We start from the raw sequence: 20,722 nt of genomic DNA on the forward strand, positions 1-20,722 counted from the left end.
ACCCGTCCGGGCTGTGACAGCTCCGGCGGAAGAGCCTCCGAGGTGACCGGATCCGGCGCCGGCCGTCACGAACAGAGGCTCTGCCTTGTCTACGCAGCTGGACGAATCCATGCGACGACGGGAGCGAGACCGTGCCGCCAGCAGGAGCCGCGTGCCGGATCCGCGTCCGGATGACCGCGCGCGCGATCGACGAGCCGCACCGCGCCTCGAGCCAGCTCGAGCTGCTGTTCGATCTCACCTTCGTGGTCGCGGTCGCGGCCGTCACCGCCGAGTTCGCGCACCACATCGCCGACGGGCACGCCCTGTCCGGGCTCGTCCCGTTCCTTCAGGTCTTCTTCGCGGTGTGGTGGGCGTGGATGAACTTCACCTGGTTCGCGTCGTCGTACGACACCGACGACGTCCCCTACCGGCTGCTGACCATGGTGCAGATGGCGGGCGTCCTGGTCCTCGCCGCGGGCGTGCCGGCCGCGGCCGGCCACTCCGACTACCGTGCCGTCGCCATCGGCTACCTCGTCATGCGGGTCGCCCTCGTCGCGCAGTGGCTGCGCGCGGGCGCCGAGGACCCGGCGGGCCGCCGCACCGCGCTGCGCTACGCCCTCGGCATCGCCGTCGCGCAGGCGGGCTGGATCCTCTGGCTCGTCTCGGCGGAGGCGGGTGCCCTGCCTGCCCAGGCCCAGGTCCCCTGCTTCGCCGCCCTCGCCGTGCTGGAGCTCGCGGTGCCGCGATGGGCGGAGCGGACCAGGCCCACCAGCTGGCATCCGCACCACATCGCCGAACGCTACGGCCTGTTCACGATCATCCTCTTCGGGGAGAGCGTCCTCGCCGCGTCCAACGCGGTCGCCGGAGCGCTCGAAGAGGCCGAGGTCAGCCGCCGGCTCATCGTCATCGCCGGTTCCGGGCTCGTCCTGCTGTTCGCCCTCTGGTGGCTGTACTTCCTGCTGCCCGCGGGCGAAGGGCTCAACGAGCGCCGCCACCTCTCCTACCGGTGGGGCTACGGCCATTACGGGATCTTCGCGAGCCTCGCCGCCCTCGGTGCCGGGCTCGAGGTCGCGGTCGGGCAGACCGGGCACGACGCCGGGGCGTCGCCGCTCGTGGTCTGCTACGCCGTGGCGATCCCGACCGCGCTGTTCATCCTGCTGCTCTGGGCGGTCCACGCGCGCCTCCTGGCCGCGCGCCTCCTGTATCCGGCGGTGGTGCTGTGCGGGGTCGCCGCCATCCTGCTCCTGCCGCTCGCGGCCTCCGGGACCGGAGTGGCCGCGGTCGTCGCGACGACCGCGGCGATCTGCGTCCTGATGGTCGCCGTCACGATCGTCCTCGGCCGGGACGGGGCTTCACGGCGGACGGCCCGGCCGCCCCGGGCGGCGGGCAGGCCATGATGATCATTGGCCAAACGGCCTGGACCTCAGCCGGTCGTGGAGTCGGACTCGCTGCGGGGCAGCGCGTCGGGGAGCTGCTTGCGCGAACCGATCCCGAGCTTGGTGAACACCTGGCGGAGGTGCCACTCGACGGTCCGGGGGCTCAGGAAGAGGCGGGCCGCGACCTCCGGGTTGGACAGGCCGTCCCGCACGAGCAGGGCGATCTGCCGCTCCTGCGGCGTCAGCCCCTCGTTCGTCGCGGCCTCGTTCCTGCGTTTGCGGACGGCCTCGCCGGTGGCGAGAAGCTCCCGCCGGGCGCGCTCGGCGAACGCCTCCATCCCGATCGACGTGAACATCTCGTACGCGGTCCGCAGGTGGGTCCGCGCCTCGGTCCGCTGCCGGTCCCGGCGCAGCCATTCCCCGTACAGCAGATGAGCGCGCGCCAGTTCGGGACGCAGAACCGTCCGGCTCAAGCGCTCGATCGCCTCGCGGTAGAGGCCGGCCGCGGCGGCGTCGTCGCTCAGCAGCGCCCGGCAGCGACTCAGGATCCCCTGGGCCCAGTCCGTGTCGCAGGGTTCCGCCGTGACCGCGAGATCTTCGAGCGCCCCGTGGGCGGCCGCGTCGTTTCCGGCACGCGCCGCCGCCTCGACGAGTTCGGAGAGCGCCCATTGGGAGACCAGTGCATTGGCGCTCAGGGTGGTGGCCTGGGCCGCCGACAGCGCACGTTCGTAGTCGGCCAGGCCGTTGTAGAGGATCGCGGTCGCCCACTGCGCGGACGCGACGCCCGCCAGCTGGCCGCCGGCGCCGGCCTCCTCGATCGTGGCGGCGATCAGCGCCGAGGCCTCCGCCTCCCTGCCCTGCAGAGCCGTGAGCAGGAGCTTGGTGTGCTGCGTCATGGGCACGCCCGTCGCGGCGGCGACGGCCTCGGACTCGGCGACGATCGCGGCCGCGGCACCGAACTCGCCGCTCAGCGAGGTCGGTATCCCCAGGGCGTGGAGATAGACGGGCAGATCGGCCAGGGCACCGGCCGCGCGCACCACCTCGAGCACCCTGGCGGGCGTCCGGGTCATGATCCGGTCCTCCCAGATGAGCGCGACCAGGCCGTTGGCGGCCCAGCTCCATTTCAGGAGGTCCTGCAGGGGGGCGTCGGTGAGCGCGCTCACCGCCTTGCGCAGCGTCGGAAGCGCCGTGGTCCGGCCCTCGGAGATGAGCAGCGCGTAGCTTTCGAGCACGAGGTCGAGGACGCTCGGGCTCCCCTCGCGAGGGGGCAGGTTCCCGATCGCCCGCGAGATCGCCACGAGGCTCTCCCGGTTCGCGGCCCCGTAGGAGGCGCCGCCCCAGGCGATGAGGTAGGTCTCCCTCGCCAGGTCCATGTCGAACGGCTCCAGCCGCTGCGCGGCTTCCAGCAGCATCGGCGGCGCCTCGTTGTTGAAGCCCGCCGCGAACGTGATGTGGCTTCGGACGAGGTGGGCGCGCACGCGCTGGAATTCGCTCCGGGCGTTCCCGTCGGCGATGTCGGCCAGCTTCCGTGCGGCGTCGAGGTCGCCCGCCCGGAGGCTGGCGTCGGCGGCCGACAGGGCGCGTTCGGCGCGCCGCGCGGTGTCGACGCTCAGTGCCAGGGACCGCTGCAGGAACGCCGCCGCGGCGGCCAGCCCGCCGCGCGCCTGCGCCCGGTCGGCGGACCGTTCCAGTTCGGCGGCGACGGCCTCGTCGGGGACGGTCGTCGCGGACGCGAGGTGCCAGGCACGGCGGTCGGGGTCGGCCTGGGCGTCCGTCACCTCCGCCAGGGCGAGGTGCACCGCCCGGCGATCCCGCTGCCGCGCCGCCCCGTACACGGCCGACCGCACCAGCGGGTGATGGAAGATCACCCGTGCGTCGAACGACAGAAGCCCGTCCGTGCCGGCCGCCAGGGCCGTCGCCGGGACGATGCCGAGCCGTTCGGCGGCGCGCCACACCAGGTCCGGATGGCCGGTCGGCTCGGCGGCGGCGACCAGCAGCAGCAGCCGGGTCTGCTCGGGCAGCGCCTCGATCCGGGCCAGGAAGCTCTGCTCGATCCGGCCCGGCAGCGCGTCGCCGCGCAGCAGCCCCAGTCCGCCCGCCATCTGGGTCACCGACAGGCCGCGCGGCAGCTCCAGCAGGGCGAGCGGATTGCCCTGCGTCTCGGCCACCAGCCGCTCGCTGATGTGCCGGTCAAGGCGGGCGTGCGTCACCGAGTCCAGCAAGGCGCGCGCGTCGGCGTCGCCCAGCCCGGCGATCTCCAGTTCCGGCAACCCGATCAGGTCCTGGGGACGCCGCCGGGAGCCGAAGAGCAGGGCGACCGACTCGGCCAGCAGCCGGCGGGCGACGAAGCCGAGGATCTGCGCCGAGGCGCGGTCCATCCACTGGGCGTCGTCGACCACGCACAGCAGCGGGCTCTCCTCGGAGGCCTCCGACAGCAGTCCCAGCACGGCAAGCGCGACGAGGAACCGTTCCGGCGCGGGCCCCGCCCGCATCCCGAACACCGTCTCCAGCGCCTCGCGCTGCGGCTCGGGAAGATTCCCGAGCCGGCCCAGGAGCGGCGCGCACAACTGGTGCAAGGCGGCGAAGGCGAGCTCCATCTCCGACTCGACCCCGCCGGCCCGCAGCACCTGCACGCCCGCCGCCGCGCGCTCCGCGTGCGCCAGCAGCGCCGACTTCCCGATCCCGGGTGGGCCGTGCAGCACGAGCACGCGGCTCTCCCCGGTGCGGACGGCCGCGATCATCTGATCAAGAAGGGCGCACTCCGACGCCCGCCCGAGCAACCGGGTGTTCTCACCGTGCCCGGCCGCGCGCGTACGCTGGTCCACCGCCACCCGCCTTAATTGCGGCCAATGCCGCTAGTGCGGTCAATTATGTACGCCACGGAGGCTTCCACTAGGCGCCCGGGGCGGTCCGGTCGAGATCGGCGAGCGCGGTCTTCAGTTCGGCGCGTCCCCTGATCCCGAGCTTCGCGAAGACCTTGCTCAGGTGGTATTCGGCGGTGCGCGCGCTGACGAACAGCCGGGCGCCGATGTCCCGGTTCGTGAGTCCCTCGCGGGCGAGCCGCGCCACGTTGAGCTCCTGGTCGGTGAGCCGCGCCGCCGACCCCTGCGGACGCACGCCCACGCTCTCACCGGACCCGCTCAACTCGCGGGCGGCGCGGGCGGCGAAGCCGTTCAGGCCGATCTCCGAAAGCACCTGGTGCGCGGTCCGGAGCCGCCCGCGCGCCTCGGCGTTCCGGCGCGCGCGGCGCAGCCACTCCCCGTACAGCAGGCAGCAGCGCCCCACCATGATCGGAATCCGCTCGCGCTCGAAGCGCCCGATCGCCTCCAGGTACAGGCCCTCGGCCTCGTCACCGTCGCGCACCTGCGCCTTCGCCATCGCCAGCACCGCCAGGGCCCAGTTGGTCCCCACCGGCCGCGTGACGCCCTCCAGTTGCTCGCACGCCTGCTCGGCGAGCTCGCGCTCGCCGGTGTGCGCCGCCGCCTCCACCAGTTCGCCCAGCACGCGCATCGCGTGGCTCAGCTCGTGCGTGTACGGCAGCTCCCTGCGACCGGAGACCACCACGTCGGCGAAGCGTCCCAGGCCGTTGTAGAGGAGGGTCTCCGCGAAGTTGACCGCGCTCAGCCCGTAGCCCTCGCCGCGCTCCTGCGCGTCGGCCCGGATCCGCACGGCAAGGCGCTCGGTCTCGTCGACCTGGCCCCGGTACGCCGCGAGGAACAGCCGCCCGTACTGCGGGAGCGGATTGCCGGTGACCTCCTTGATCGCGTCGATCTCGTCGCAGGACGCTTCGGCCGCGTCCAGCTCACCGTCGACCGTCTGCGCCACCATCAGCAGGCTCAGCGCGATCGGCAGGACCGTCACCACGCCTTCGGAGCGGGCCAGCTCGACCTGCCGGTCGGCCAGCGTGCGCAGCGCGCGGGCGTCCCAGAGGTCCTGCGCGGCGCGGGAGGCGAACCACATCCAGTGCAGCTCGAGCGAGTCCGGGGCCTGGTCGAGGAACGCGCGCTGCGCCCGGCGCAGGGTCTCGATCGCGGCCTCCTGCCCCTTGGCGGCCAGCAGTGCCTGACCGCGCAGGATCAGGTCACGTGCCCGGTCGGACTCCTCACCGTCGGTGGCCTCCAGGATCGCGTTCGCGACGGCCGCCATCTGCTCGGCGTCACCGAGCCGGCCGCCGTAGATCGCGGCGGACAGCGCCTCGATGTAGGTGTCGCGGGCCAGTACCGGGTCGAGCCCTTCGAGGCCCTGCGCCGCCGCGAGCAGGAGCCGCGGCCCGCTGCTGTCACGCTGCAGTGCGTAGCCGGCACGCGCGCGCAACCGGCCCACCAGCGCCTCCTGCAGCTCGGTCAGGGGAAGGCCGCGGGTGGTGGCGAGCAGGCGCAGCGCCGCCGCGGGCGCGCCCGCGTCGTGCTTGGCCTCGGCCGCCGCGATCAGCCGCCGCACGCGCTGGACCGGCGCGGGCGTCAGCTCCGCCGCCCGCTCCAGGAACGCCCCCGCCGCGGCCGCGCCGCCGCGGCGCCGGGCGCGCACCGCCGATCGCTCCAGATCAGCGGCGACCGTCTCGTCCGCGAGGAGCGTCGCGCTGGCCTGGTGCCAGGCCCGGCGATCCGGGTCACGGTCGATCCCGGTGGCGTCGGCCAGCGCGGCATGGACGCGCCGCCGGTCCTCCGGGGACGCCGACCGGTACACCGCCGACCGCACCAGCGGATGCCGGAAACTCACCCGGGTGCCGACGGTCAACGCGTCGGCGTCCCGCGCGGCGTCGAAATCCTCCGGCGCCAGGCCGAGGGACGCGCTCGCGCGCCACAGGAGCCCGGTGTCGCCGGTCGGATCCGCGGCCGCCAGCAGCAGCAACAGCCGCGTCGGCCCGGGCAGGGGTTCGAGCTGGGCGAGCAGGCTCTGCTCGATCCGGCTCTCCAGCGGGATCGACCCGGTCAGTGCGAAGCCGCCGGCGATCTCGGCCGGGCTCAGCGCCCGCGGCAGCTCCCGCAACGCCAGCGGGTTCCCCCGCGCCTCGGCGATCAGCTGATCGCGCACCCGCCCGTCCAGACCGCCGGGCGTGGAGAGGCGCAGCAACTCGCGGGCGTCGCCGTCGCCCAGCCCCTCGACGACCAGCCGCTGCAGCCCGGCGAAGACCTCACCGACCGTCCGCATGGCCAGCACGACCGCGATTCCCTCGGCGTCCAGCCGCCGGGCGGCGAACGCCACCGCACGTGCCGACGCCTCGTCCAGCCACTGCGCGTCGTCGACGACGCACAGCAGGGCCCCGTCGCCCGCGACCTCGGTGAGCAGCCCCAGGAGCGCCAGTCCGACCAGGAACGGGCTGGGCGCGGCGGCCCGCCGCAGGCCGAACACCACTTCCAGCGCCTCGCGCTGCGGAACGGGCAGGCGCTCCGCCGAATCCAGCAAATGCCCGCACAACTGATGCAGGCCGGCGTAGGCCAGCTCCATCTCGGACTCCGACGCCACGACGCGTTCGATCCGCACGCCGGCCGGCGCCCGCGCCACCATTCGGTCCAGCAGCGCGGTCTTGCCGACACCCGCCTCGCCCGAGACCACCAGCGCGCCGCTGCGTCCGGCGCGGGCGCGCTCCAGCGTCGCGTCCAACTCCGCCAGCTCGCGGCGCCGCCCCCGCAGCGGCATGGTTCCGGTCACCGGCTCAACCCTCACTGGGATTCGTCGATCAGGGGCGTCATGACGCACCTTATCCGGCACGATCCGATCATCGTCTCCTCGACCTTGAACACGCGCTCACCTGAACGAACGTCCGTACGGGGGGTGTGGCCACACCGGGCCGAGAACACATAACTTGGCCACGTGCGTGTCCCGGGTGCATTCCGGACGGCGAACCGAGGTAGGGGTGGGTGGCGGTGGGCCAGCGTGGGCGGGGCACTGGGCGCGTGGACGTTGGGCTGCTCGGCCGGAGGGAGGAGTGCGCTCTCCTCGATCAGATGATCGCGGCGGCCGGCACTGGACAGAGCCGCGTGCTGGTCCTGCACGGGGCGCCTGGAGTGGGAAAGTCCGCGCTGCTGGAGTACATGGACAGTGCGGCGACCGGCATGCGGGTGCTGCAAGCGGCGGGTGTCGAGTCGGAGATGGAGTTGGCGTTCGCCACGTTGCACCAGCTGTGCGTGCCGCTGCTGGATCGGCTGACCGGGCTTCCCGCGCCGCAGCGCGAGGCACTGGAGACGGTGTTCGGGAGGCGGGCGGGAACGCCGCCGGAACGGTTCCTGGTCGGGTTGGCGGTGCTGAGCCTGCTGTCGGACGCCTCGGGAGACCGCCCCCTGCTGTGCGTGGTGGACGACGCGCAGTGGATGGACCGGGCGTCGGCGCAGACGTTGGGGTTCGTCGCACGGCGGTTGCTGGCGGAGCCGGTCGCCCTGGTGTTCGGTTCCCGGCAACCGCCTCAGGACTTGCTCGGGCTACCAGAGCTGGAGGTCACCGGGCTGAAGGACGCCGACGCCGACGCTCTGCTGCAGTCGGTGACCCGCGCCCGGCTCGATCGCCACATCCGCGAGCGGGTGGTGGCCGAGACGCAGGGCAACCCGCTCGCCCTGCTCGAACTGCCGCGCGGCCTGTCGGCGACCCGGATGGCGGGGGGATTCGGCCTGCTGCACGCCGACACGCTGCCGGGCCGGATCGAGCAGAGCTTCCTGGCCCGGATCGACGCGCTGCCCGAGCAGACCCGGCTGGTGCTGCTGATCGCCGCGGCCGAACCGGTCGGCGATCCGGATCTGGTGCGTCGTGCCGCCGAACGGCTCGGGATCACGCTGGCGACCGCTCTCGAGGACGGCACGGACGGGCTGCTGACCATCGAGGCACGCGTCACCTTCCGCCACCCGCTCGTCCGATCGGCCGTCTACCGGGCGGCCGACGCGGGCGACCGGCGGGCGGCACACCTGGCACTGGCGGAGGTCACCGACGCGCAGGCCGACCCCGATCGCCGCGCCTGGCACCTCGCGTCCGCCGCGACCAGGCCGGACGAGACCGTCGCCGCCGAACTGGAACGGTCCGCCGACCGGGCGCAGGCGCGCGGCGGGCTGACCGCCGCGGCGGCGTTCCTGCAGCGGTCCGTGGCGCTGACCATCGACACTCCGCGGCGCGTCGACCGGGCCGTCGCGGCCGCGGACGCCAGCCTCCAAGCCGGTGACCTCGACGCCGCGCGCGCCTTCGTCGACAGCGCCGACCGGGACGCCCAGAGCGAGTCTCAGCGCGCCAGGGCGCACCTGGTACGAAGCATGATCACGTTCGCGGCCGGCCTCGACAAGCAGGCGCCGCCGATGCTGCTGGCGTCCGCGCGGCGGCTCGAACCCCTCGACATGGAGCTCGCGCGAGAGACGTACCTGACCGCGTGGTGTGCCGCGACACTGGCCACCGCCGACGCGGGCAGCGCGCAGGCGATCTCCGAGGCGATGAGGGGGCTCGCCCCTCCGCATGGTGGTCCGCGCGCCCTCGACCTGGTGATCGAGGGTTACGCGCTGCTCATCACCGAGGGCCGCGGCGCCGCGATCCCCGTGTTGCAAAGGGCGGTGACCGCGCTCGGGGAGCTTCCCGTCCAGGACTTCCTGAAGTGGGGCTGGGCGGCCTGCAGCGTGAGCCCGGTCGTCTGGGACGACCGGGGCATGCGCGAGATCTTCACTCGGGTGGTCGACCGGGTGCGCGCCGTCGGCGCCCTGACCGAGCTTCCCCTCTACCTCTCCGGGTTGGGAACGATGACCGTGCTGCACGGCGATCTCGCCGCCGCGGCCGCGATCGTCGCCGAGTCCGAAGGCGTCGACGCCGCGACGGGCGTGCCCATGGCGCAGTACACCAAGCTTCTCCTGACGGCGACGCAGGGCAAGGAGGCCGAGGCCGCGGCGCGGATCGCCGCCGTGATCGAACAGGCTGAAGCGGACGGCCAGTTGAACGCCGTCGCCGGCGCTCAGTGGGCGGCCGCGGTGCTCCACAACGGCCTCGGCCGCCATGATCGGGCGCTGTCGGCGGCCCGCGCCGGCGTCGGGACCGCCAACCTGATCCTCTGCCAGTGGATGCTGCCCGAGCTCGTCGAGGCGGCGGCGCGCGCCGGCGACCGCACGGTCGCCCTCGGCGCGCTGGACAGCATGGTGGAAGCGGCGGCACCGTGCGACACCGACTGGGCGCAGGGGTTGCTGGCCCGCTGCCGGGCGCTGTTGAGCGACGGGGCGGCCGCGGACGGCCTGTACCGCGAAGCGATCGAGCGGTTGGAGCGGACGCTGCTGCGTCCCGACCTGGCGCGCGCTCACCTGCTGTACGGCGAGTGGCTGTGTATGGACGACCGTCGACGGGCGGAGGCACGGGCGCACCTGCGGACCGCATACGAAATGTTCGCGTCGATCGGGATGGAGGCGTTCGCTGGACGCGCCCGGGACCGGCTCCAGGCCGCCGGCGAGCCGGTACGCGAGCGCTCCGCGAAGACGAGGACCGTGGGCACTCCGTTCACCGCGCAGGAGGCGCAGATAGCGCGCCTGGCCAGTGAAGGTCTGACGAACCCCGAGATCGGCGCTCAGCTGTTCATCAGCGCGCGCACCGCCGAGTACCACCTGCGCAAGGTCTTCATGAAGCTCGGCATCACCTCCCGCAGGCAGCTCCGCGACGCGCTGCTCGACGACACGGCGCACACGGCGTAGTCCTCGGTTCTCCGCAAGGTGCTCTTCCGCCCCCGGCCCGGAGCACGTCGCCGAAGCCCTGCTCAGCACGATGAGCTGGATCGCTTCCGAAGCGGGCCTGCCCGTCCCTAGCCGTGCCGACCAGGGACACACCCTGGTGCGGACCGGTGGCCGCCCGGGCGAGCCTTGGAGTGTCGGCATATCGCCGAGCGCAGGAGGCGCGGGTTCAACGCCCGGCTCTCCGGGCGCCCGGACCAATCGGTCACCGAGTTCTCCTTGGCCACGGAAGTGAATGAGGCAGTCTTGAAGGATCAGCCGCTGGACGGAGCCGTCGCGCTCGTCACCGGCGCCGGCAGCGGGATCGGCGCCGCGACCGCGCGCCGCCTGGCCCGCGAGGGTGTGGCGGTCGCCCTGCTCGCCCGTCGCCGCGACCGCCTCCAGCACGTCGCGAGCGACATCGCGAAGCTGGGCGGACGCGCCGTCGCGGTGGAGGCCGACATCACCGAGCCCGAACGCGCCGAGGACGCGGTGCAGGAGGCCCTGGACCGGCTCGGGCGCCTGGACATCCTGGTCAACAGTTCCGGAATCATGCTGCTCAACTCGGCGCTGCACACCACCATCGAGGAGTGGGATCGGATGATCTCGCTCAACGTGAAGGCGTTGATGCACGTCACGCACGCCGCCGTCCCGCACCTCATCTACGCGGCGTCGACATCGCCGCGGCAGGTGGCGGATCTGGTGAACGTCGGCTCGACGGCCGGGCGCGTCGCCCGGCCGGGAAGCAGCGTCTACAGCCTGACCAAGTCCGGCCTGAACGCGTTCACCGAGTCGCTGCGCCAGGAGCTGCTCAGCGAGCGGGTCCGCGTCAGCGTGGTGGAGCCCGGCGTCGTCGACACCGAAATGGTGAGCCACCTCGACGAGGTCACCCTGGATGCGGCGCCCGGGCGGACCGCCGGAACCGAAGCACTGCGGGCGGACGACGTCGCCGACGCCATCTGCTACGTCGTCACCCGAGACCGGCGGGTCGCCGTCAACGAAATGCTGGTTCGCGCCGGCGACCAAACATGGTAGCCCGGCTATTTCGAGCGCGCCCCGGAGGGCACATGAGAACACCCGCCTTCGCGGCCGCCGTCACCGCGCTGACCGCATCATGTCTCGGCATGTTCCCAGGGCTTTCCGCAGCCGCGTCGGCCCCGGCCGCGGACCCCGCACGAAACATCGTGACGAATGCCGCGACAAAGTGCGCGTCGCTTGCCGGACTACACCTCGATGCTGCGGCCATCGGCCTGCCCACCCGAGGCGGCGAAGTCGACTCCGCGACCCTCGACCGCGCCGGCCCGGCCGGCGGCCGGCCCGAATTCTGCCTGGCCCGGGGCAAGGTCCGCAGCTTCGGCAGAACGGCGCCCGATATCAATTTCCAGGTCAATCTCCCGACTTCATGGAACGGGAAGTCGGTGCAGTTCGGCGGCACCGGATTCAACGGAACCGTCGTCACCGGGCTCGATGTGGCCCCCGGCTTCGTCAACACCGACCCGGCCCAGGGACGGGCGCCGATCGACCGCGGCTATGCCACGTTCGGGAGCGACGGAGGCACCGCGGTGGGCGCCGATCCCACCGGGTCCTTCGCTTTGAATCGCGAAGCGCTGGCCAATTGGGCCGGGGAGAGCGTCAAACGCACCAGGGACGCCGTCATCACCGTCATGAAGAAGTACTACGGCACCCGGCCCGACAAACAGTATTACGTGGGAGGCTCCAAAGGAGGGCACGAGGCGCTCGTCGCCGCCCAGCGATACGGCGACGATTACGACGGACTCATCGCCTACTACCCGGCCACCGAGAATCAGGCGATGGTGATCGACTGGCAACGCATATGGCAACAGGCGTACGGCCGCCCCGGCGGCTATCTCGACCCCGCGAAGCAGCAACTGGTCTCCGAGGCCGTCTACAGAACCTGCGACGGCCTCGACGGCGTCGTCGACGGGGTGATCGCCAATGTCCGGGGCTGCGACAAGGCCTTCTCCGTCGAGTCGCTGCGCTGCCCCGATCGAACCGACGGTTCGGAGACCTGCCTGTCCCCTGCGCAGATCCGAACCCTGCGGACGGCGGCCTCCCATTACACGTTCAAGTTCCCGCTGGCGAACGGGGTCACGGGGATCGGGCCCTACCCCGTCCTGCGAGGCGCCGACCTCGCCCCTCTGATGCTCGACGGCGCGGGAGACGGTGAAGCCACCGGCTACTACACGCTCTTCGATCCGATTATCCGTTACTTCATCCAGCAGGACCCCAACGGGTCCTCGGCGAATTTCGACTACCGCCAGTACGAGAAGCGCATCAAGCAACTGTCCCGGCTACTCGCCACAACGAACCCGGACATCGATCGCTTCGCACGCCGCGGCGGCAAGCTCATCATCGTCCAGGGCACCACCGACATGGCGGTCCCCGAAACTTTGACCGACGACTATTACGAACGGCTCGCCGAACGCTATGGCCCATCGATCCGCGGCTTCGTGCGCTACTACGTTCAGCCGGGCCTCGCTCATGGGAGCGGACGCTTCGACCTGGCCTGGGACTCCCTCACGGCCCTCGACGACTGGACCAGCCGAAACGCCCCGCCGGTCAACCCGGTGGCGACCGACGCCAACGCCGCCAACGGGAACCGCACACGCCCTCTGTGCGAGTACCCGCTGTGGCCGAAGTACAAGGGCCACGGTGACGCGAACAAGGCCGAGAACTTCACGTGCGCCGGCCATAGGCAACGGTGAAACCGGCCTCGCGCGCTGATCGTTCGTGATCACGCAGACTGCGTGAAGGAACGACCGGGCGGCCGCCACCTGCGGCCGCCCGGATTCATCGAGCCCAACGGGCGCTGCCCGGTCTCAACCATCGACCTGTGCGTCGGGACTCGCCAGGGGAAGGCGGCGCGGCGGCGGGTACGGCAGGGATCGCCGCGTGTCGGCGGTGATGCCGTCGAAGGCGAGTTCGAGGTAGCGGCGCCATGCCTCCGGCTCGGTGACCAGCAGCGGCGCCGCCGTGTGCTGGATGCCGCTCAACAGCAGGACGACGTCGGTGCCGGTGACGTCCGGCCGGACGGCCCCCTGCCGCCGGGCGCGGGCGGTGAGTTCCTCCGCGACGTCGCGCAGGCGGTGGATCGCCTCGCGCACCTGCTCGCTCTGCAGGGACGGACGGCCGACGACCTCGCAGAACGCCCGGTCCCTGACGAAGATCTCCACCCCGGCGGCCATGAAGTCCCGCAGCGCCAGGGCCGGATCGCCGGCCTCCAGCAGTGCGGTGCCGGCGCTCTCCAGTTCGTCGAGCATGCCGAGCATGATCGCGGCCAGCAGGTCGGCCTTGGAGGAGAAGTGGCGGAAGACCGTGCCCTTGCCCACGCCCGCGCACTGCGCGATCTCGCCGATGGACACCTCGACGCCGCGCTCGGCGAACGTCCTGGCCGCGGCGTCCAGCAGCAGGCGGCGGTTGCGCACCGCGTCGCTGCGCGACGGGACGGCCGGCGTGGTTCTGCTCATGCGCGCCTCCTTCCCGGAAGCCAGTCTACCTAAGGTGACCGATCGGTCCGTTTGGCGGCTAAACTAAGGTGACCGGCCGGTCCGTTTAGCGGTCCACCCGATGGCCGGGCGGGCCGCGGACCTCGCGAGCCGGAACGGAAGGGGAGAACGACATGAGCGACAGGCTGAACGGAAAGGTCGTCCTGGTCACCGGGGCGTCGTCGGGCATCGGCGAGGCGACCGCGCTGGCGCTGTCGGCGGAGGGGGCCCGCGTCGCCGCCGGGGCCCGCCGGGCCGACCGACTGGCGGCCCTGGCGGACAAGGCGCCCGGCGAGGTGCTGGCCCTGGACCTGAACGTGGCCGACCAGGACTCGGTGCGGGCCGCCGTCGCCGCGACCGTCGAACGGTTCGGCGGCCTGGACGTCCTGGTGAACAACGCCGGGGTGATGCTCAGCGGCCCGATCGCCGGCGCGGACACCACCGAATGGACGCGCATGGTCGAGACCAACCTGCTCGGCTCGATGTACGCGGTCCACGCGGCGCTGCCGCACCTGCTGGAGCGCAAGGGCACCGTCCTGCAGGTCTCCTCGACCTCGGGACGGACCGCGTCGGCCAGCAGCGGCGTCTACGCCGCGACGAAGTTCGGCATCAACGCCTTCTCCGAGGCGCTGCGGCAGGAAGTGACCGCGCTAGGCGTGCGCGTCGTGCTCGTCGAGCCGGGCTTCGTGTCCACCGAGTTGGCCGGCCACATCACCGACCCGGCCATCCGGGCGGCCGCGCAGGAGATGGCCGCCTCCATGCGCACCCTGCAGCCCGAGGACATCGCCAACGCCGTCGTGTACGCACTCACCCAGCCCGAGCACGTCGCGGTCAACGAGATCCTCATCCGCCCGACCGACCAGACCCAGTAGAAGGCGAGGACGTGCCGGTTCTCCCGCTGGCCCGGCTCAGTGGGAGCGGTCGGCGTCCAGGCTCTCCCAGCCGGCGTCCCACAGGCGGTCGCGCCGGCGGTCGAAGCGGTACCGGATCAGCATGTAGGCGGCCAAAGCCGGCGAACCGGCGGCGGTCACGGCACCGAGGCCCGCGCCGACGGCCTCCCCCACGGTCCGCGCGTGCCGCCGCGGCGCCTCGTCCGACACCGTGGCCGGGCCGGCCCATAGCTGCAGATGCTCACCCACGGTGGTTCCGTACCAACTGCTGTAGGAGCCCGTTCGCGGTTGCCCGCTCGGCTCCCGCCACTTCACGGTGATCCGATGCCCGGACGGCAGATCGTCGACCTTCAGTACCGTGGCGTCGACCTTATGGCGTGTCGCGACCTCGTACCGCTCGGCGCGCACACCGGAGTCGTACACGGCCTGAACGATACGACCGCAGATCGGCAGGCCGACGCCCACGAACAGCATCAGCAGGAGCAGGCCCGCCCTCCGTTGCCTGCGGTCCACGTCGCGGCGCAGTTCATTGCCATCGCAGCCGATCCTCCGCCGCAGCCGGCTGAAGCCCGCCGGTGTTGTTCTGGTCGGTTCCATGGCCACCTCCCGGGCCCTCTCGCCGCGACGTCATGCGACGGGACGGGCCCGGCTCGCGGAACGAAAGGGCGATGGGACGCGGGGCGACGTGGGCCGCCTCTCGTCCCTGGCGAGCATGAGCAGGCTCGAGATCTGGCTCCACCCGACCAGGTCCATCAGTTTGGCCAGGTGGGGGGCGACCGATCGCAGGACCAGCCGCCGCTCGTGCGCCTCCAGCCGGCAAGCGGCGGCGGCCAGCGCGCGGAGACCGCCGACGTCGATGAAGTCGAGCCTCTCCACGTCGACCCACACGTCACCGGAACTGTGGTCGAGCACGCTGGTCAGCGCTTCGGCGAACGCGCGGCACGTACTCACGTCGACCTCCCCGTCGACGACCAGGTGCGGCGGCTCGAAGGTGCCGTCCAGTCGCAGCAGAGCGCTGCGGACCCGCACTCCTCCGCTCACAGAGCCACGGGCTGCCCCGCCAGGTGACGGGCGCGTGCCGGCGACCGCCCGCTCGGGCCTGCCCCCAACGATCTGTTCGGTCATGTCGTCTCCTTGATCGGTTTGCTACCGGGCGACGCCGCGGACGCGGTGCTTCCGGACGCGAACCTGTGCGGCGGTACGTCAGGCGAGGGAAGAAAACGCGGATGTCGCGCCGGATGCGCTGCCGGCGGTCCTCACTCCACGAGCTTGCCGTCGGACGAGACGTGGCGCATGAGCGCGGCGATCGGCGCGGGGATCGGCGGGATCTCTTCGCGCTCGACCTTGCCCGGACCCGACCACACCAGGTTGACCTGCATGGACTCCTCGAGGCCGGGATAGTCCGAGCGGTTGTGGCAGCCGCGGGTCTCGCGCCGCTCCAGCGCCGCTTCGAGGGTGGCCCGGGCGGCCAGCACGGTGGACTTCAGGTCGAAGGCGTGGGCGAGGTCCTGGTAGCCGGCGTTGTCGGGATGGACGCCGATCGCGCCGATCCGCGCCTCGACCGCGTCGAGCTCCGCCAGGCCCGCCCGCAGGCCCGCCTCATCGCGGACGACCCCGCAGTGCTCGGTCATGATGTCGCGGACCCCGCGCTGCAGGACCCGCACGTTCTCCGGGCCGTCACAGGCCAGCATCCGGTCCACTTCCCGCCGCGCCTCGGCGAGCGCGAGCGGGCACCTCCGCTGGGCCTGCAGGGACGCCGAGTAGGCGGCGGCCGCCTCACCCACGATCCGTCCGTACACCAGCAGCTCGATCAGCGAGTTGCCGCCGAGCCGGTTGGCGCCGTGCAGGCCGCTGGCGGCCTCACCGATCGCGTACAGCCCGTCGACGTCGGTGCTGTGGTCCTCGGGCCGTACCCGCACGCCGCCCATGGAGTAGTGCGCGGTCGGGGCGATCTCGATCGGGTCCTGGGTGATGTCGAGCATCTGCAGTTCGAGCAGGGTCTGGTGGACGCGCGGCAACCTGGTCATGATCGTCTCGCGCGGAAGGTGCGACACGTCCAGCCGGACGCCGCCGCGCGGGGTGCCGCGCCCCTCCTTGATCTCGGTGTAGGCGGCCAGCGCGACCCGGTCGCGGGTGGACAGCTCCATCCGCTCGGGGTCGTAACGGGCCATGAACCGCTCGCCGAGGGCGTTCAGCAGCTTCCCGCCCTCGCCGCGCGCCGCTTCGGAGACCAGCGTGCCGGCGGCGTCCTCGGGTTCCAGGAGCCCGGACGGGTGGAACTGCACGAGTTCGGGGTCGCGGATGCGGGCACCGGCGAGCACGGCGAGGCGGAACGTGTCGCCGGTGTTCTCGTCCCGGCGCGAGGACGTCCGCCGCCAGATCCGGGTGTGCCCGCCGGTGGCCAGGATCACCGCGTCGGCGTGGATGACGTACCGGCTGCCGTCGCCGAGGTCGAACCCGTAGGCGCCGAAGACCACGTTGTGGCGGACCAGAAGGCGGGTGATGTGGACGGTGTCGAGGATCGGGACGTCGAGTTCGGTCGCCCGGCGCACCAGCGCGCGCTGGATCTCCAGCCCGGTGTAGTCGCCGCTGAAGGCGGTGCGGCGGTAGGTGTGGGCGCCGAAGAAGCGCTGCGAGATCCGTCCGTCGGCCTCCCGGGCGAACGGCGTCCCGTACCGCTCCAGATCGGCGATGCCGCGCGCCGCGCCTTCCGTCACGATCCGGACCGTGCGCGGATCGGCCAGCAGGTAACTCTCCTGAAGCGTGTCGGCGGCGTGCTGCTGCCAGGTGTCCTGCGGGTCCATCGTCGCCAGCGCCGCGTTGATGCCTCCGGCGGCGAGCGTGGTGTGGGCGTCGGCCTTCGGGCGCTTGCCGACCGCCAGCACCCCGACGCCCCGCTCGGCGAGTTCGATCGCGGCCCGCAGCCCCGCGCCTCCGGTGCCGATCACCAGGACCGACGCCGCGATCCGCCGCTCAAAACCGTCCATGAAGGTGCTCCTTGCTAGAAACCGCCGGCGCCCAGAGCCTGGCCGCCTCCCGGTCAACAGCTAAGACAGGACAACCCCGCAGCATGTGACAGCTCCGCGTCCGGCCCGTCCTGGCTCGGTTACGGGACGGAGGCGGGGTGGAGCGGCCGCGGGAGGGGCCCGCCGGGAGGTGCGCTGGGGTCAGCGGCCGACGTAGTGGGGGTCCCGCTTCTCCAGGAAGGAGCGGACGCCCTCGCGGTGGTCTTCGGTGGTGAACAGCTCGCCCAGGGTGGTGCTGACCCAGGCGCCCAGGTCGTTCCAGTCCGGATCCAGCGCGCGGCGCAGCCCGCGTTTGAGCGCGGCGACGGCCAGCGGCGGGTTGGCGGCGATCCGCGCCGCCAGCTCCACCGCCGACGTCAGCACGTCGTCATCGTCCACGACCCGGCTGACCAGGCCGATCCGCTCGGCTCTCGCGGCGTCGACGATCTCGCCGGTGAACAGCAGCTCGGCGGCGCGCTCGCGGCCGACCAGCTGGGCCAGCCGGGCGATCCCGGCGACGTCGCTGCACAGCCCGCGCTTGACGAACAGCTCGCCGAAGCGGGCGCGCCGGGCCGCGACCCGGATGTCGGCCATCAGCGCCAGCTCCATGCCCCATCCGACCGCGGGGCCGTTGACCGCCGCGATCACGGGGACGTCGGTCTCCAGCAGCGCCCCGGCCGCAGGGGTGAGGCGGGCCTCCGGCGGCGGGCCGTCGCCGGTCAGCAGCTCCCGGACGTCGTCGCCGGAGCAGAACGAGCCACCGGCGCCGGTCACCACCAGCGCGCGGGCCGTCGTGGACCGGACGAGGTCGGTCAGCTCGTCGTAGGTCCGGCGGCGCAGCGCGTTGTGCACCTCCGGGCGGTTCAACGTGACGATGCCGACGTGCCCGTCGGCCTCGTACAGGACATCTGCCGCCATCACGACCTCCCAGGGCCCCGGAGCGCGTTCACCGGCGACCGGACGTCCCGGATCCCTTAGAACGTTTGTTTAATAGAAATACTCGATCGGCCGGGCCCAGCCAAGAGGAGAGCACCATGCAGGAGATCCGCTACGAGGTCGGCGACGGCGTCGCCACGCTGACCATCGACCGTCCGGCCAAGCGCGGCGCGATGACGTTCGCGATGCTGGAGGAGTTCTCCGCCCGCGTCGCGGAGGCCGGGGCCGACCCCGGCGTGGCGGTGCTGGTCGTCACCGGCGTGCCGGGCAGCTTCTGCGCCGGCATCGACCTGGCCGACCTCGCCGCCCGCTCCCCGCACGAGCGGGGCGGGCCCGGCCGGGACCGGCCCGACGAGCCGCCGCTGCTGGTCGGCTGCCCGAAGCCGGTCATCGCGGCCGTCGACGGCATGGCGGTCGGGATGGGCGCGGAGTTCGCCGCCCAGGCCGACCTGCGGATCGTCTCGACCAGGGCGAAGTTCCGGTGGGCCTTCGTCCACCGGGGACTGGTGGCCGACACCGGCGCCGGGACGTGGCTGCTCCCCCGCCAGATCGGGATCGGCCCGGCCCTGCGGCTGCTCTACACCGGCGCCGACCTGGGCGCCGACGAGGCCCTGGCGCTCGGCTTCGCCACGGCCGTCGTGGAGCCGGAGGCGGTGCCCGAGGCGACGCGCGAACTGGCCGCCGCCATCGCCAAGGGGTCCCCGTTCGCGCTGACGAGGATGAAGCGGCTGGTGATGGACGGCGCTTCCGCGAGCTTGCTCGACCACGTCGGCGCCACGCGGGCGGCGCTGGCCGAGTGCTTCGCGTCCGAGGACCACGCCGAGGGGGTCGCCGCGTTCCTGGAGCGCCGCGAAGCACGCTTCACCGGACGGTGACACAGGCAGGAACATGCGGGCGAGCCGGGCATGTCACCGGGCGCACGACGACCCCGGCCTCATCGCCCGTCGCCCCACACGGTCTCGCTCGACTCCGCTGCCGGGACGTCCTGGCGAAACCGGCCATTCCGACGATCTTGCCGGTCTAGGCTGGGCCGGGATTCTGCACCGGGAAGTCTGGAGGCCCACGATGGCCGAGGAGAAGCCCGCGGACGGCGGGGCGCCGGACGCGCCCGCGTTCGACACCAGCGTCGCGCACATCGCCCGGATCCAGGACTACTGGCTGGGCGGCAAGGACAACTACGAGCCCGACCGCGAGGCCGCGGAACAGGCCATCGCGGCACTGCCCGACATGGTCGCCTCGGTGCGCAACACGCGCGCCTTCCTGGCCCGCGCCGTCCGCTTCCTGGCCGCCGAGCGGGGCGTGCGGCAGTTCCTCGACATCGGCACCGGCATTCCGACCGCCGACAACACGCACGAGGTCGCGCAGGCCGCCGCCCCCGACAGCCGCGTCGTGTACGTCGACAACGACCCGGTCGTGCTCGCGCACGCCCGGGCCCTGCTCACCGGCACCCCGTCCGGCGCCACCTCCTACATCGACGCCGACATCCGCGACACCGCCGCGATCCTGGACGCCGCACGGCAGATCCTGGACTTCGACCGGCCGATCGCGGTGATGCTGATCGCGATCATGCAGTACGTGCCGGACGAGTCCGACCCCTACGGAGTCGTCCGCACACTGGTCGACGCGGTCCCCAGCGGCAGTTTCGTGGCGATCTCCCATCCGGCCACCGACATCCAGGCGAAGAAGATGGCCAACATGGCCGACCGTCTGAACGAGGCCATGGCGCAGACGATCACGCTGCGCAGCCACGACCAGGTGGCGGCCTTCCTCGACGGCCTCGACCTCGTCGAGCCCGGCCTGGTACGGGCCCCCGAGTGGCGCCCGGACGACCCGGCCCTGGCCTCCACCCCGTCCACCATGTGGAGTGGTGTCGCCCTCAAGCCGTGAACCCCCGGGAACGCGGATCACAGCGGGCGCGGAAGACGTCGTCCCGATGGGTCCTTGCCCGTCTTGATACTGCGGAGCAACACGAACCGTAGCGGTGGCGATCAACCCTGGTCCGGGCGTTGCTCAGTTGACCGCGCGGTATCGCAGGTGGGTGACCCCCGGGGCGTCGATGACGCGGACGAGGTCGAGCGGGCGGGGCGAGCCCGGTGCGCCGAACAGCGACCGGCTCCGCACGGGTGAGCACCTCGATGTGGACGCCGTCGTCCGGACCACGGGAAGGCTGGCCGCGCTGGTTCGGGCGACCGGAAGGCCTGTCCCACCGCGCGCCTCGTTGTCACCGTCGAACAGCCAGGCCGGGGCAGAATCGACCGGAGTTGTCGTATCCGGGCCGCGTTGTTCGTAGCCAGGGTGAGAGACGGCCCGCGCGGGCGCCGTCACGAGCACAGGAGATGTCGACCGATGCCGCACCCACAGGCCAAGATCCAC

General features: G+C 72.4%; 14 protein-coding genes. 7 read left to right on the plus strand and 7 right to left on the minus strand.

Annotation, left to right across the window (positions count from 1 at the left end):
* The first annotated feature begins 131 nt into the window (after positions 1 to 131).
* Positions 132 to 1,376 carry a low temperature requirement protein A gene (locus tag ABD296_RS00470; RefSeq protein ID WP_344260058.1) on the plus strand — a complete coding sequence of 415 codons (1,245 nt, stop codon included), beginning with the start codon at positions 132 to 134 and terminating at the stop codon, positions 1,374 to 1,376.
* Positions 1,377 to 1,402: 26 nt separating this feature from the next.
* On the opposite strand, the gene ABD296_RS00475 is transcribed toward ABD296_RS00470, so the two are convergent.
* Entirely contained in the window at positions 1,403 to 4,180 is a 2,778-nt protein-coding gene (locus ABD296_RS00475; protein ID WP_344260060.1) for an ATP-binding protein, read from the minus strand.
* Positions 4,181 to 4,247: 67 nt separating this feature from the next.
* Entirely contained in the window at positions 4,248 to 7,007 is a 2,760-nt protein-coding gene (locus ABD296_RS00480; protein WP_344260062.1) for an AAA family ATPase, read from the minus strand.
* 245 nt (positions 7,008 to 7,252) lie between these two features.
* Between ABD296_RS00480 and ABD296_RS00485 the strand changes: the two genes are divergently transcribed.
* From ABD296_RS00485 to ABD296_RS00495, 3 genes are all read left to right on the plus strand, one after another.
* Positions 7,253 to 9,997, plus strand: coding sequence for an ATP-binding protein (locus ABD296_RS00485; protein WP_344260064.1), 2,745 nt, complete (start codon positions 7,253 to 7,255; stop codon positions 9,995 to 9,997).
* 282 nt (positions 9,998 to 10,279) lie between these two features.
* Positions 10,280 to 11,047 (plus strand): SDR family oxidoreductase, encoded by a 768-nt coding sequence (locus ABD296_RS00490; protein WP_344260066.1) that lies wholly within the window; start codon positions 10,280 to 10,282, stop codon positions 11,045 to 11,047.
* Positions 11,048 to 11,079: 32 nt separating this feature from the next.
* Positions 11,080 to 12,738: a tannase/feruloyl esterase family alpha/beta hydrolase gene (locus tag ABD296_RS00495; protein WP_344260068.1), complete on the plus strand. Its 1,659-nt coding sequence runs from the start codon at positions 11,080 to 11,082 to the stop codon at positions 12,736 to 12,738.
* A gap of 114 nt (positions 12,739 to 12,852) precedes the next feature.
* Here ABD296_RS00495 and ABD296_RS00500 read toward each other — a convergent pair whose 3' ends face one another.
* Complete coding sequence (locus ABD296_RS00500) at positions 12,853 to 13,500, minus strand: TetR/AcrR family transcriptional regulator (protein WP_344260070.1); 648 nt, start codon at positions 13,498 to 13,500, stop codon at positions 12,853 to 12,855.
* Positions 13,501 to 13,652: 152 nt separating this feature from the next.
* Between ABD296_RS00500 and ABD296_RS00505 the strand changes: the two genes are divergently transcribed.
* Positions 13,653 to 14,390, plus strand: coding sequence for an SDR family NAD(P)-dependent oxidoreductase (locus ABD296_RS00505; protein WP_344260072.1), 738 nt, complete (start codon positions 13,653 to 13,655; stop codon positions 14,388 to 14,390).
* 36 nt (positions 14,391 to 14,426) lie between these two features.
* Here the strand turns inward: ABD296_RS00505 and ABD296_RS00510 are convergent, their stop codons facing one another.
* The 4 genes from ABD296_RS00510 to ABD296_RS00525 form a co-directional block, all read right to left on the minus strand.
* Positions 14,427 to 15,005: an Rv1733c family protein gene (locus ABD296_RS00510; protein WP_344260074.1), complete on the minus strand. Its 579-nt coding sequence runs from the start codon at positions 15,003 to 15,005 to the stop codon at positions 14,427 to 14,429.
* 30 nt (positions 15,006 to 15,035) lie between these two features.
* Positions 15,036 to 15,449: an STAS domain-containing protein gene (locus tag ABD296_RS00515; protein WP_344260076.1), complete on the minus strand. Its 414-nt coding sequence runs from the start codon at positions 15,447 to 15,449 to the stop codon at positions 15,036 to 15,038.
* A gap of 215 nt (positions 15,450 to 15,664) precedes the next feature.
* The gene (locus ABD296_RS00520; protein WP_344260078.1) at positions 15,665 to 17,395 is read right to left on the minus strand and encodes an L-aspartate oxidase; all 1,731 of its coding nucleotides are present in this window, start codon (positions 17,393 to 17,395) and stop codon (positions 15,665 to 15,667) included.
* Between the two features lie 180 nt (positions 17,396 to 17,575).
* A complete protein-coding gene (locus ABD296_RS00525; RefSeq protein ID WP_344260080.1) occupies positions 17,576 to 18,331 on the minus strand; it encodes an enoyl-CoA hydratase/isomerase family protein in 756 nt (251 codons plus the stop codon).
* Between the two features lie 116 nt (positions 18,332 to 18,447).
* On the opposite strand from ABD296_RS00525, the gene ABD296_RS00530 reads away from it, so the two are divergent.
* Entirely contained in the window at positions 18,448 to 19,224 is a 777-nt protein-coding gene (locus ABD296_RS00530; RefSeq protein ID WP_344260082.1) for an enoyl-CoA hydratase/isomerase family protein, read from the plus strand.
* 190 nt (positions 19,225 to 19,414) lie between these two features.
* The gene (locus ABD296_RS00535; protein ID WP_344260084.1) at positions 19,415 to 20,236 is read left to right on the plus strand and encodes an SAM-dependent methyltransferase; all 822 of its coding nucleotides are present in this window, start codon (positions 19,415 to 19,417) and stop codon (positions 20,234 to 20,236) included.
* Positions 20,237 to 20,722 lie beyond the last annotated feature (486 nt).

The sequence above is a fragment of the Actinomadura napierensis genome (genome assembly GCF_039529375.1).
GTDB classification, from domain to species: Bacteria; Actinomycetota; Actinomycetes; order Streptosporangiales; family Streptosporangiaceae; genus Spirillospora; species Spirillospora napierensis.